The sequence below is a fragment of the Caballeronia sp. LZ065 genome, from assembly GCF_031450975.1.
Taxonomy (GTDB): Bacteria; Pseudomonadota; Gammaproteobacteria; order Burkholderiales; family Burkholderiaceae; genus Caballeronia.
The window spans coordinates 710490-723879 of sequence record NZ_JARUXV010000003.1; the positions used below are offsets into that span (position 1 = coordinate 710490).

The 13390-nt window shown below is 64.3% G+C and carries 13 protein-coding genes; 10 read left to right on the forward strand and 3 right to left on the reverse strand.

The genetic code is table 11. The features are described 5' to 3' along the window. Positions 1 to 77: 77 nt before the first annotated feature. A complete protein-coding gene (locus QCE63_RS23420) occupies positions 78 to 830 on the reverse strand; it encodes an SDR family oxidoreductase (protein ID WP_309836338.1) in 753 nt (250 codons plus the stop codon). Positions 831 to 1090: 260 nt separating this feature from the next. Beyond that, complete coding sequence (locus tag QCE63_RS23425) at positions 1091 to 1771, reverse strand: TetR/AcrR family transcriptional regulator (protein ID WP_309836340.1); 681 nt, start codon at positions 1769 to 1771, stop codon at positions 1091 to 1093. Positions 1772 to 1927: 156 nt separating this feature from the next. On the opposite strand from QCE63_RS23425, the gene QCE63_RS23430 reads away from it, so the two are divergent. From QCE63_RS23430 to QCE63_RS23445, 4 genes are all read left to right on the forward strand, one after another. Continuing rightward, on the forward strand, positions 1928 to 2476 hold the full coding sequence (locus QCE63_RS23430) for a hypothetical protein (RefSeq protein ID WP_309836341.1): 549 nt from the start codon (positions 1928 to 1930) through the stop codon (positions 2474 to 2476). Between the two features lie 22 nt (positions 2477 to 2498). Further along, positions 2499 to 3407, forward strand: coding sequence for an amidohydrolase family protein (locus QCE63_RS23435; RefSeq protein WP_309836343.1), 909 nt, complete (start codon positions 2499 to 2501; stop codon positions 3405 to 3407). A 21-nt stretch (positions 3408 to 3428) separates the two neighbouring features. Continuing rightward, positions 3429 to 4346 (forward strand): alpha/beta hydrolase, encoded by a 918-nt coding sequence (locus QCE63_RS23440; RefSeq protein WP_309836345.1) that lies wholly within the window; start codon positions 3429 to 3431, stop codon positions 4344 to 4346. A gap of 317 nt (positions 4347 to 4663) precedes the next feature. After that, positions 4664 to 5311, forward strand: a complete 648-nt coding sequence (locus QCE63_RS23445; protein ID WP_309836348.1) for a hypothetical protein — start codon at positions 4664 to 4666, stop codon at positions 5309 to 5311. Positions 5312 to 5338: 27 nt separating this feature from the next. On the opposite strand, the gene QCE63_RS23450 is transcribed toward QCE63_RS23445, so the two are convergent. After that, positions 5339 to 7015 (reverse strand): FAD-dependent oxidoreductase, encoded by a 1677-nt coding sequence (locus QCE63_RS23450; protein WP_309836349.1) that lies wholly within the window; start codon positions 7013 to 7015, stop codon positions 5339 to 5341. A gap of 341 nt (positions 7016 to 7356) precedes the next feature. Here QCE63_RS23450 and QCE63_RS23455 point away from each other — a divergent pair, with 341 nt between their 5' ends. The 6 genes from QCE63_RS23455 to QCE63_RS23480 all read left to right on the forward strand — a co-directional run bounded on the left by QCE63_RS23455 (position 7357) and on the right by QCE63_RS23480 (position 13337). Beyond that, on the forward strand, positions 7357 to 8409 hold the full coding sequence (locus tag QCE63_RS23455; RefSeq protein ID WP_309836350.1) for a sugar ABC transporter substrate-binding protein: 1053 nt from the start codon (positions 7357 to 7359) through the stop codon (positions 8407 to 8409). Between the two features lie 69 nt (positions 8410 to 8478). Beyond that, on the forward strand, positions 8479 to 9282 hold the full coding sequence (locus QCE63_RS23460; RefSeq protein ID WP_309836351.1) for an ATP-binding cassette domain-containing protein: 804 nt from the start codon (positions 8479 to 8481) through the stop codon (positions 9280 to 9282). Between the two features lie 17 nt (positions 9283 to 9299). Beyond that, positions 9300 to 10559: an ABC transporter permease subunit gene (locus tag QCE63_RS23465; RefSeq protein WP_309836354.1), complete on the forward strand. Its 1260-nt coding sequence runs from the start codon at positions 9300 to 9302 to the stop codon at positions 10557 to 10559. A gap of 35 nt (positions 10560 to 10594) precedes the next feature. Beyond that, on the forward strand, positions 10595 to 11326 hold the full coding sequence (locus tag QCE63_RS23470; RefSeq protein WP_309836355.1) for an SDR family oxidoreductase: 732 nt from the start codon (positions 10595 to 10597) through the stop codon (positions 11324 to 11326). Between the two features lie 22 nt (positions 11327 to 11348). Next, positions 11349 to 12113: an SDR family NAD(P)-dependent oxidoreductase gene (locus QCE63_RS23475; RefSeq protein WP_309836356.1), complete on the forward strand. Its 765-nt coding sequence runs from the start codon at positions 11349 to 11351 to the stop codon at positions 12111 to 12113. Between the two features lie 39 nt (positions 12114 to 12152). Beyond that, a complete protein-coding gene (locus QCE63_RS23480; RefSeq protein WP_309836357.1) occupies positions 12153 to 13337 on the forward strand; it encodes an ROK family protein in 1185 nt (394 codons plus the stop codon). Positions 13338 to 13390 lie beyond the last annotated feature (53 nt).

A 13390-nucleotide genomic window follows, 5' to 3' on the forward strand; every position in this document is an offset into this window, starting at 1 on the left:
GGAGAGTGTGGCTTGACGGCGGAATGAGGGAAGGTTTCGATCGAAGCCATTCCGCCGCATGGATGCGGGTGTTGAACTCAGCGCTTGTCGGCCTGCGCGAGCCATTGCTCGAGACTGATGCGGCCGATTCGCGCCTGGCCGAGCGGCACGAGCGACTGTTCCTCGACACGGCCGCCATAGTAGAGGGCCTCGCGATCCGTCACGACCGGGCGCGTGTCGCCGTGCGCTTTCAGATAGCGCGCGACGATTTCCGCGAAAGGCTTCCGGTCGGGACCCGCGATTTCGACGATGCCGTTCACCGGCTCACCGAGCGCGACCTGCGCGAGGTTGTCGGCTACGTCGTCGGCGGCGATCGGCTGGAACAGGCCTTCGCCGATGCGGACCGTGCCATCGACGGTGCTGAAATCAGCGATACCGCCGATGAACTCCATGAACTGCGTCGCGCGGACGATGGAGTACGGCACGCCTGAGGCCTCGATCAGCTTTTCCTGTTCGACCTTGGCGACGAAGTAGGCATTCTCCGGCGTGCGGTCGCATCCGACGATGGAGAGCGCAACGTGATGACGTACACCCGCCGCCGTTTCGGCGCGGCCGACATTGCGGGCCGACGTGCGGAAAAAATCGAGTACCGCCTGTGGTTCCCACGACGGCGCGTTCGTGACATCGACAACGGCATCCGCGCCGGCAAAAGCGTGATCGAGCCCTTCGCCCGTGATGGCGTTGACACCGCTGCCTGGCGACGCGGCAAGCGCTTCATGACCGGCCGCGCCGAGCCGTGCGACGACACGCGATCCGATCAGGCCGGAACCACCCAATACGACGATCTTCATGGCAGATTCTCCCGAACATAAGAATGATTACGCGACGCGTCCGGCGAGGCTGTGAGTTGCGCACAGCCGTTCGCGCCGGGGCATCGTGTAATGCATTGTGGAAGAATCTTGTTCCACTAGAAAGTGCCAAGAATGGGTGATCCAACTAGTCCATTTGCGCTCGAAGTGAATGTTTTCTGGGGCTGCCCAGTTGCATCGTGCCGCGATGATCCAGAAGGCGATACGGTCTCCCGTGGCAACCAGCCTGGGCATCTACGCAGCTAGTCGGCGGGAGACAGGCGCATGCGTTCGAGAACGGCCGCAACCAGCGCGGCCGCATTGTCGATATCGTCGGTGATCTGCGCGATGCTGTTCAGGCGTTCATCGATGAGCAGCATCGCAAGCCCGTGCACATAGGCCCAACCCGCCGTCATCTCGATTGCCCGCGCCGTGTCGATGCGCTGTATCGCGTGTTCCGGCGCGTTTGCCTGGCCGAGCGTGCCGGCCAGCGCGCGAATCGACATTCTTCTGGCCTGAATAAGCGCCTCGTTCGACTGATCGAGCAACTCGTTGCGCGACATCAGCCTGAACAGATCCGGCTGCTTGACCGCGAAGCTGATGTAGCCCCGCCCGATTGCCTTGCGTCGTTCCAGCGGGTCCGCGATGCCTTTGGCCTGTTTCGCCATCCACGCGGCAAGCCGGTGATGTCCGATCGCCGCCAGTTCGCTCAGCACACCGGCTGTGTCGTTGAAGTGGCGTTGCGGGGCCGTATGCGACACGCCGACTTCCCGGGAAATCGCACGCAAGGTCAGGCCGCGCAGACCGTCCCGGCGTAGCACCTGTTCCGCTGCCTCAAGCAGGGCCTCGCGCAGCGAGCCGTGGTGATAGGGCCGGCCCGGCGGGGCTTGATCCGTCGCGGCTTTGGGTTGTCCCCGGCGCGATTTTCTGGGTGCTTCGTTCATCAGGCAGCCTTTGTCCATATGTTTCCATCGTAAACACATGTTGACCGATCGCGCGAACGAAGTCAAAATGTTTCCACTGGACACATATCGGCAGACGAACAGGCGCGGAGTGAGCGGTTCGTGTCCATTGATCTTCTCTTTCGCAGGAGTTTTGTAATGGACATGCTGCTGGCGTTTGCCCCTTTTATCGCGTTTGTCGTGATCGAGCGTATTGTCGGGATACCGGCCGGTCTGGCCGCCGGCGCGGTCATCTCGGCCATGTTGCTGGTGCGCGATGTGCTGTCGAGCGAACGTCGCGTGAAGATTCTCGAACTTGGCACCTTCCTGCTGTTCGGCGCACTGACGCTGTATTCGCTCGCGTATGGCGCGGCGTGGTCGGTGGCCGAGGTGAGATTGCGCGTCGATGCGGGGCTCTTGCTGATCGTCCTGGCGTCCATCCTGTTGCGTCAGCCGTTCACGTTGCAGTACGCTCGCGAGAGGGTGGCGCCCAAACTCTGGACCTCGCCCGGCTTCGTTCGGACCAACTACGCGATATCCCTCGCCTGGGCGCTCGCGTTCGCGGTGATGGTCGCGGCCGATATGTTGATGGCGTACATGACGTCGGTGCCGCATTCGGTGGGCATCGTCATCACGGTTGCCGCGCTGTATGCGGCGATCAAGTTCACCGGCTGGTATCCGCAGCATCAGGCGGCGCAGCAGGGTTGAAACGGCTGTATTGGAGACGTTCATGAGCACGCCAGCCAGGATCGTCGACGCACATGTCCACTTCTACGACTCGGGACATAATCGTCACGCCTTCCTGGAACGCGTGGATCCGGGCTATGAAGCCTTCGTCGGCCACTACGACGCGCTGCCGCGACGTGATCTGTTGGCCGGCTATCTGGCGGATACGCGCGATCATCGCATCGAAGGCGTGGTCTGGCATGAGTTCCTGTCCGACGATCCGTGGCAGGAAGCGTCATGGGCACAGCAATGCGCGACCGAGTCTGACGTGCGGCACGCGCTAGTCGCCATGGTCGATTTTCTCGATCCGGAACTCGAACGCAAACTGGATCAATATCAAAGCTTGCCGAATCTGACCGCCGTGCGCGAGCACCTTGTATGGGACCCGGCGAACCCGCTCAGGCGATTCGCGAAACGGCCCGATCTTCTCGACGACCCGGCGTGGTGCAAGCAACTGAGTCTGCTCGACGGGCGTTCACTCAAGTGCGGTCTGGAGATATTCGCGCATCAGTTGCCTGCGTTGACGGCTGTCATCAACGCCCATCCTTATATCGGTTTTACGGTGGCCGTGATGGGTTGGCCCCTCGACCTGTCCGACGACGGCTTCGCACGCTGGCGCAGCAATCTCGCCGAACTGGCGCGTTGCGACAACATCCGCGTGAGCATGTCGGCGCTCGAATGTATCTTCGGCATGCGCTGGACGGCCGATCAGGCGGAGCCATGGGTGCGCGCTACGCTGGACATCATCGGCGTTTCGCGATGCATGTTCGGCAGCCATATGCCGATTGCAGGACTGTCGACGGGCTTTGCGGAGTCATACGCGCGTTATGCGGGCTTCGTCGAAACGTACTCCGCCGACGAGCGCGATGCGCTTTTCTACGGCGTCGCGAACGAATGGTTCAAGCCATCCTGAGCGCTGCTTTGGAGAAGACGAATGCCCGAAAGCGAAAGACTTCAGGCGAATGGTGTCGAGCTTCATGTCGAAGTGTTCGGCTCGCGCTCCGATCCCGTGACGCTTCTGCTGATGGGCAATAGCGCCCCCGGGCTCGTATGGCCTGACAGGTTCTGTGAAGCATTGGCTGCCACCGGTCTATGCGTCGTCCGTTTCGATGCCCGCGACACCGGGCTCTCCACCTATATCGACTTCGACGAGGCGCCCTACACGCTGGAAGACCTCGCCGCCGATGCCTTTGCCGTGCTGGATGGGCTGGGTGCACGAAGCGCTCACGTCATCGGCTTGTCGCAAGGCGGGGTGATCGGATACTGGATGGCGCTGCAACAGCCGGAGCGGCTATGCAGCCTGACCGTGATGATGTCCTCGGCCGATTTGCGGCCCAAGAACGACGCTTTCGCGGGCCTCACGCCAAGGGCGGGCGAACTTCCGCGTCCCTCGGCGGACTACGTTGCACAAGTCATCGCGCTGAATGCGAGTGCGCCGGTGACGGCTGAAGCGCTGGCGCAGCGCTTCGTCGACAATTTCCGGCTCGCCGCCGGGCCGCGTTCGCCTTTCGATGAACACACCTGGCTGACGCTCGGCCGTGCGTATGCGGCGCAACTCATGCGGAGAACCGATGGCCTGTCCGCGAAACTCGCCAACAACAGTCATCACGCGCTGGCACAGAAGCGTTCGCGGATGCTGCAATCGAACGAACTTGCTTCGTTGCACGTTCCCGTACTGCTGATTCACGGTAGCGATGACCCGATCTTTCCGCTGGAACATGCGCAGTGGGCTGCGTCCGTGATACCGGGGGCGCGCTTGCATGTCGTGGACGCGATGGGGCATGCATTGGATCCCGCGTTTTTTGAACCGGTTCTCGCGGCGCTGGCCAGCTTTTATGCGCTGATCGATTAATGGCGGCATCGGATTGAGCGCCTGGGCGGACCGTCGGCCGGGAGGCGGGCTCGTGATACGATCGTTGGTGAATCCCGAAAGCCTTCCGGCCTACCCGGTCCCTGTTCATGCCGTGCCCGTCATGATTGAAAAAGGGCGCTGCACGAGCGGCGTGACCGCCACTTCATCTCCGAAACTCCCGACACGACCCGTTCTTCTGTTCGAGCCTGGCGTCGGCAACCTGAACCTGTGCGATTCGATACCCGCCGTGGCCCGATGGCTTCGCCATGAAGCCGCCCATGCAGGTCGAGCAGAAGTGACCATGGAGTCATGCAGCAATGAACAAGTCAAAAGCCAAATTAACCCGTATGGATGCCGAGCGGCTTTTCGAAGGGCTGGCGCCGTCGAAGCAGAGCGTGTCGAAACGCCCGGACAATCCGTTCGGTCCCGACGTGTCCAACGTCGTGAAGCGCGTCGACGATGAGGAGTCGGCGCTGTGGAAGGACAACCTGATTACGCTGCCGGTTGGAATGGATCTGCCGAAAGGCTATGCGTCGGCGGCCCGGATGCGCGAAGCGATGACGCAGGCATTGCACGTGAAATGGGTCAGGGAAGGCAAGGACGAAATCGTCGCCGAGTTTCCGGAAGGATGGGAAGCGATTCGCCCCAAGACCGGCGCCATCGAGCTGCGCGACGCCAGCGGCCGCGTGCGCGCGGTGTACGGCTGGGCCAAGGATGCCGAGTTCCGGCTGCTGCCGCGTTATCTCGTCGAATCGCAGGCGGATGGTTCGAACGGACTCGGCAGCGTGCTGGTTCGTGATCGCGAGAACGGGCGTATCGTTGAGCGGTCGTCGAACTGGTCCGCACAGACCGGAACCCGTCATCCGGACTGGCCCAAGCTCACTGCATGGCTGGACGCACACTACCCGGACCACCATGATCCGCTGCGTTACTGGGAAGACTGCGAGAGCAATCGCCGGGGCTGAGCGGGCAGGGAAGCGCCCGCGCTCCATCTAGTCAGTCTCAGCCAGACAAGCATGGATCTGCGCGACCACGGCCGCGCCTTCGCCGACCGCCGACGCAACCCGCTTGATCGATCCCGACCGCACATCGCCAATGGCGAATACGCGCGCCACGCTCGTCTGCAAGGGCATCGTGGCGGCTTCGGGTTGCGGCACCTGCATGCCGGTCAGGACGAAGCCCTTGCTGTCCAGCGCGACGCCGCAGGTCGCGAGCCAATTGCCGTTCGGCTGCGCCCCGATGAAAACGAACAGATGATGCGTCGCCACCGTGTCGGCGGCACCGTCTTCCCGCCGATAGTGAACGCGTTCGAGCCGGGCATCGCCTTCGAGCGCGGTCAGCTCGGTACGAACGTGCAGCGTCACATTGGACAGCGCCATGATCCGCTCGATCAGATAGTGCGACATGCTGTGCCGCAGGCTCGCGCCGCGAATGCACAGATGGACGTGCTCGGCATGCGACGCCAGAAACACCACGGCCTGCCCCGCCGAATTGCCGCCGCCGACCAGCACGACGGGTTCCTTGCGGCATAGCCGGGCTTCGAGCGGCGTCGCCCAGTAATAGACGCCGTTGCCTTCGAAGCGTGCGAGACCCTGAATATCGGGGCGGCGATATTCCGCGCCGGTTGCGATCACGATCGTGCGCGCCGTGATGCGCCGGCCGTCCGTCAGTTCGACGGACGGCAGCGCGTCGCCGCAGTGCAAGGCCATCGCTTCGCAGGGAATGCCGATATGCGCGCCGAACTTCTGCGCCTGGACGAAAGCGCGTCCGGCGAGCGCATGACCGGTGATGCCGGTCGGAAAGCCCAGATAGTTCTCGATGCGCGAACTGCTGCCTGCCTGACCGCCGGGCGCGCGGCAATCGAGCGCCGCCACCGACAAGCCTTCCGACGCCGCATACACCGCCGTCGCCAGCCCGGCCGGGCCTGAGCCGACGATCGCCACGTCATACACATGCGCCGGGTCGAAGTCCGGAATGAGGCCGAGGCACGATGCCAGTTGCCCCGCGTCGGGATTGCGCAGAATGGTGCCGTCCGGACACAGGACCAGAGGAAAGTCATCGGGTTTGGGGGCAAGGCGTTCGAGCACCGCGAGCGCTTCGGCATTGCTTTCGGCATCGAGGGCGGTACACGGAAACACATTGCGGCGCAGGAAGGTCTGCAGGTCGAGCAGGCGCGCATCGCTCGACGAGCCCACCAGCACCACGCCCTGACCGCGTTCGAACACGAGCACGCGGCGCAGGATCAGCGCGCGCATGATCGTTTCACCGAGGTCGGCTTCGCTGATCATGACGGCCTGGAGCGCATCGGGACGCAGCAGCAGCGCGTCGACGTCTTCGATGACATGAGCGTCCACGACCGCCGGCTTGCTCGACAACTGGGTCACGTCGGACGTGAATGCGCCGCGCTGCGTGTAGGTGCAGAGAACGCGTTCGTGTCCGAGGGCGTCGCGGCTGACGATACGCACCTTGCCGGAGAGCAGAACGAAGACGCCGGGACACAGACTGCCTGCGCGATACAGCAATGCGCCGCGCGCATGCCGGCAGGGCTCGCCGAAACGGCGCAACCGTTCGATATCGCTCTCCGTCAGGACGGGGAACATCTGCTGATGTCGCGGATGCTCGCGCACGCTGGCTTCGTCCGACTCGGGTGTGCCGAAGAAATCGCTCATGCGGGTGATGCTCCGTCGGGATAGCGAACCGGCCGTCTGATACTGCGAAGCCCGGCTGCGATTTCCATCATAGGCGAGCGGTGTGCGCACGAAAGGCGGCTCTGCACAGCGCCATTGAGCGCCCAGGGCACGCCTGCGCGCAATTCGCTGAAGGTCTTGCTGGAGCATGCTTTCGTATAAGCACGACGCGGACGCCTGTGCTTTACTCAACCCCGACCTCGGGGTTTGCCCTCGCTCATCAACATCTCGTTGACTTAGTTAAATCAATTGATTTAATGTCTTTTCGACGCCGACGGAACGAGCCTGCGTCGCCCATACCAAGATCGAATAACGGAGACATGATGACTAGCCCATCCCGGACGCTATTGAGCGCGGCCACGTTTGCGCTCGCCTTGTCGAGCGGCGCCGCCACCGCAGCAACGAGCGGCACCGTTGCATTCCTGATGCCCGATCAGGGCTCGACGCGCTATGAGCAGCACGACTTTCCCGGCTTCAAGGCGGAGATGGGCAAGCTCTGTCCCAACTGCAAGGTGCTCTACCAGAACGCCAATGGCGACGCGTCGCAGCAGCAGCAGCAATTCAACTCGGCGATCTCGCAAGGCGCGAAAGTGATCGTGCTCGATCCGGTCGATTCGGCCGCCGCCGCGTCGCTCGTGCATCTGGCGCAGAGCCAGGGCGTCAAGGTGATCGCCTATGACCGGCCGATTCCATCGACGCCCGCCGACTACTACGTTTCGTTCGACAACCAGCAGATCGGCCGGGCCGTGGCGCAATCGCTGGTGGAGCATCTGAAGGCCAGCGGCGTCGCGCCGGGCAAGGGCGGCGTGCTTCAGGTGAACGGTTCGCCGACGGATGCCGCAGCAGGGCTCATCAAGAAGGGCAGTCATGAAGGGCTCGCGGGCAGCGGCTACAAGACGCTCGCCGAATACGACACGCCGGACTGGGCGCCGCCGAAGGCGCAGCAATGGGTCGGCGGGCAGATCAACCGCTTCTCCGGACAGATTGTCGGCGTGGTCGCGGCCAACGACGGCACCGGCGGCGCCGCCATCGCGGCGCTGAAGGCGGCGGGCGTCAATCCGGTGCCGCCGGTGACGGGCAACGACGCCACCATCGCGGGCCTGCAACTGATCATCGCGGGCGAGCAGTACAACACGATTCTCAAGCCGAGCGAGATCGTCGCGGCAGCGGCGGCGCGCGTTGCGGTCGGGCTGCTCGACGGGCAGAAGCCCAAGGCGCAGACGATGCTCTTCAACACGCCGTCGCAACTCTTCCAGCCGACGGTCATCACGCAGAAGAACCTGAAAGCCGAGGTCGTGGACAAGGGGATCGAAAGCGCGAAGAACCTCTGCACCGACCGCTATGCGGAAGGCTGCAAGAAGCTCGGCATCAACTGATCCGGCGTAGCGGCTGCACGGATGCCGTGTCTGCGGCATCCGCCTTCTTCCGACCCGAGGCCTGTCCAAATGAGCGACCAACCGACTGCGGGAGCGCGGCCCGGCGAGCTCGTGCTGAGCTTGCGCGGCATCTCCAAACATTTCGGCGCGGTGTCGGCGCTGACGGATATCGAGCTCGACGTGCACGCGGGCGAAGTCGTCGCGCTCGTGGGCGACAACGGCGCGGGCAAGTCGACGCTCGTCAAGATTCTCGCCGGCGTGCATCAGCCGAGCAGCGGCACGATCACCTTCGGCGGCCGTGAAGTGACGCTGGCCGATCCGGGCGCGGCGCTCGATCTGGGTATCGCGACCGTGTTCCAGGACCTCGCGCTGTGCGAGAACCTCGATGTCGTCGCGAACATCTTCCTGGGCCGCGAACTCAGCCCGATGCGTCTCGACGAGGTCGCGATGGAAGTGCGCGCGTGGACGCTGCTCAATGAACTGTCGGCGCGCATTCCGAGCGTGCGCGACGTGGTGGCGTCGCTGTCGGGCGGCCAGCGGCAGACCGTGGCGATCGCGCGTTCGCTGCTGCTGGACCCGAAACTCATCATGCTCGACGAACCCACGGCCGCGCTCGGGGTCGCGCAGACGGCCGAGGTGCTGAACCTGATCGAACGGGTACGCGACCGCGGTCACGCCGTGATCATGATCAGCCACAACATGGAAGACGTGCGCGCGGTGGCGGACCGCATCGTCGTGCTGCGGCTCGGGCGCAATAACGGCGTGTTCTATCCGGATTCGTCGAATCAGTCGCTGGTCGCGGCCATCACCGGCGCCACCGAGAACGCCGTGTCGCGCCGCGCGGAGCGTCGTCAGGCTGAGCCCAACGCTTGAAGCCAGGAGCCATCGAGATGAGCGACAAATCCACTGAAACGCGCCCGGCCGGGGCGCCGCTCGACCGCAGCGACGTGCGCGTGAAGCATGCCGCAAGCGCGGGCGATGTCATCTCCGCTTTCTTCGACCGCGTGCGTTCCGGCGATCTTGGATCCTTGCCCGTGGTCGTGGGCCTGATCCTCATCTGGACCGTGTTCACGAGCCTGAATCCGGTGTTCCTGTCGGCGAACAATCTGGTGAACCTGTTGTTCGACTGCTCGACCATCGGCGTGATTTCGCTGGGCATTGTCTGCGTGCTGCTGGTCGGACAGATCGATCTCTCGGTCGGCTCGATGAGCGGTTTCGCCTCCGCGCTGGTCGGCGTGCTGTGGGTCAATCAGGGCTGGCCCGCGCTGGCGGCGATCGTCGTGGCGGCGCTCGCGGGTGCGGCCGTGGGCGTGCTCTACGCGGTGCTGCTGAACCGCTTCGGCATGCCGAGTTTCGTGGCGACGCTCGCGGGTCTGCTCACGCTGCTCGGCTTGCAACTGTACGTGCTCGGCCCGTCGGGCTCGATCAACCTGCCGTACGACTCGGTGATGGTCAACCTCGGGCAGCTGATGATCATTCCCGCTGCCGTTTCCTATGTCATCGCGTTGCTCCCCGGCGCGGCGCTGCTGATTGCGGGATGGCGCACGAGCGCACGGCGGCGGGCCTCGAATCTGTCGGCGGCATCGAGCGCCTCGTTGCTGGCACGAAGTATCGTGATCACCGTGCTGCTGGAAATCGTGGTGGCTTATCTCAACACCGGACGCGGCGTACCGTTGATGTTCGGCCTGTTCGTCGGTCTGGCGGTCGCGCTGGACTACGCGCTGCGCCGCACGCGCTGGGGACGGTCGATGAACGCCGTCGGCGGCAATCGCGAAGCCGCGCGGCGCGCGGGCATCAATGTGCGCGCGATCTACACCAGCGCCTTCGTGCTGTGCGCGACGCTCGCCGCGCTCGGCGGCGTGCTGACGGCTGCGCGCCTCGCGTCGGCGAGCACGCAGGCCGGCACCGGCGATGTCAACCTGAACGCCATCGCGGCGGCGGTGATCGGTGGGACGAGTCTGTTTGGCGGTCGCGGCAGCGCGTATTCGGCGGTGCTCGGCATGATCGTGATCCAGTCGATTGCCAGCGGACTCACGCTGCTGAACCTCTCCTCATCGCTGCGCTTCATGATTACCGGCGCGGTGCTCGCGATTGCGGTGATCGTCGATTCGCTGGCGCGGCAGTCTCGCGTATCGCACGGGCGCGCCTGATTGCATTTCAAACCTCACGAAAGGCAGAAACGGACATGAGTGAACTGCTGAAGGGTAAGGTCGCCGCCGTGACGGGCGCGGCATCGGGCATCGGTCTCGAATGCGCACGCACGTTCGCGGCGGAAGGGGCGAAGGTCGTGCTGATCGATCGCGCCAAAGAGCGGCTCGAGGCGCTGTGTGCCGAGATCGGTCCGAACGCGCTGCCGCTGGTCGTGGACCTGCTGGAGCCGTCGCAGGTGAGCGGCGGCATGCTGTCCGGCATTCTCGATGCGGCCGGCGGCCTCGATATCTTTCACGCGAACGCCGGCGCCTATGTGGGCGGCGAGGTCTCGGCGGGCAATCCCGACGACTGGGACCGCATGCTCAATCTGAACATCAACGCTGCGTTTCGCTCGGTGCACGCGGTGTTGCCGCACATGATCGCGCAGAAATCCGGCGACGTGATGTTCACGAGTTCAGTGGCGGGCTTCGTGCCGGTGGTGTGGGAGCCGGTCTACACGGCGTCGAAATTCGCGGTGCAGGCCTTCGTGCATACGCTCAGGCGGCAGGTGATCAAGCACGGCATTCGCGTCGGCGCGGTGGCGCCGGGCCCGGTGGTGACGGCGCTGCTCGATGACTGGCCCAAAGCCAAGATGGAAGAAGCGCTGGCGGCTGGCAGTCTGATGCAGCCGAAGGAAGTCGCCGATGCCGTGCTCTTCATGCTGAGCCGCCCGCGCAACGTGACCATCCGCGATCTCGTGATCTTGCCGACGAGCGTCGATATCTGAACGCCTTTCAGGACCCCACTCCATGATCCTCGATAAATTCCGCCTCGACGGCAAACTCGCGCTGATCACCGGCGGCACGCGCGGTATCGGCCTGGCGATTGCCCACGCGTTCGGCGAAGCGGGCGCGCGTCTGGTCATCAGCAGTCGCAATCCAGTGCCCGAAGCCGAGCGCAGCCTGCGTGACGCGGGCCTTGAATTCGACTTCATTGCGGCCGATCTCCAGGAGGAGGACGCGCCGCAACGGCTGATCGACGAGACGGTGAAGCGGCACGGCCGGCTCGACATTCTCGTCAACAACGCGGGCGTCGCCATTCACGGCGACAGCGGCGATTTCGACGAAGCGCGCTGGCGTCGCATCATGAGCCTCAATCTCGATGCCGTGTTTCGCGCCTGCCGCGCTGCACTCGTGCCGATGCGCGCGCAGGGCAGCGGCGTGATGCTCAACATGGGCTCGATCTCGGGCATCGTCTCGAACATTCCGCAGAATCAGGTCGCCTACAACAGCTCGAAGGCGGCCGTCCACATGATGACGAAGAGCCTTGCCAGCGAACTGGCCACGGAGAACATCCGTGTCAATGCAGTGGCGCCGGGCTATATCGACACGGACATGTCGCGTGGCGGCATCGAGAATCCGGAGTGGTTCAGGATCTGGAGCGGCATGACGCCGATGGTGCGCGTCGGCCAGCCCGAGGAAGTCGCGGCGGCGGCGCTGTTCCTGTGCTCGCCCGCCGCGAGCTATGTGACCGGCGAAGTGCTGGTCGTCGACGGCGGCTATACCACGCGCTGAGCGGCGCGTCGATTCAAGGCAGAACTGGAGTTTCCAAGCGTGCCCAACAAGCACACACGACAGCACACCCGGCATCAGCACGGCTTCAACGGCCCCCGCGTGCGCGACCTCAATCGCGCGCTGGTGCTCGAAGTCATCCGCCAGGAACCGGGCATCGGACGCGCCGACATCGCGGCCTCGACGCGGCTCACAGCCGCGACGATCACCAACATCGTCGGCGGTCTGATCGGCGACGGCGCGGTGGAGGAATCGATCGATCGCGAAGTGCGCGCGACCGGACAGCCGGTGCGCAGTCTGCACATCATTGCGGACTATGCGTCGACCATCGGCCTGCACTTCGACCACGAATTCGCGACCGGCGTGCTCGTCGACGTAGCCGGTAACGTGATCCACAAGATGCGCCAGCAACTGTCGATAGAGGATCCCGAGCAGGCGGTCGAGGTGCTTTCTTCGCTTTACAACGCGCTGTTCGCGCATCCGGGCCGCATGGGGAAGATGCTTGGCGTTGGCGTTTCGGTGATGGGGCCGATCGATGCCGCGCGCGGCCTGGTCTGTCAGTCGGCGCAGTATCCGGCGTGGCGTGACTATGCGTTTCGCGATGCGTTGTCACAGCACATCGACCACGAAATCCATATCGAGAATAACGGCACGGCAGCGGGGCTCGGCGAGTACTGGTTCGGCAACGGCCGGCACTTCGGCAGCTATCTGCATGTCTATATCGGCAACGGCCTGGGCGGCGCGCTGCTGATGAACCGGCGCGCGGTGCGCGGCCTGACCGGCAACGGTTGCGAGATCGGCCACGTCAATGCGTACCGCGACGGCGTACCGTGCTTCTGCGGCGCGCGCGGCTGCCTGGAGACCATCGTGTCCCTGCGCGGTCTCGCGCATGCGCTGGGCTGCGAGCATATCGGCGATATCGATCTGAGCGCGCTCGACACCGATCGCAGCGCCGCCTTCGAGCGCTGGATCGAACAGGCCGGCGCGGACCTGGGCCGCGTACTCGCGGGCGTGTCGAATATCGTCGACGTGTCGGATGTGATCGTGAATGGCTTGCTGCCGTTGGAGCCGTTGCAGAGGCTCGTCGCCCGGGCGCGCGACGGCGTGTCTGCCTATGAAATGAACGGCCGTCCCGCGCGCATCTCGCTGCATCAGGGCCGCGCCGACAGCGAGATTTCCGCGGCGCTCGGCGCGGCCACCATGCCGCTCTACAGCAACCTGTTCTAGCGGCACGCACGGCGCCGGCTCATCAATGATCGAGGGTAAAGGCATGGCTGATT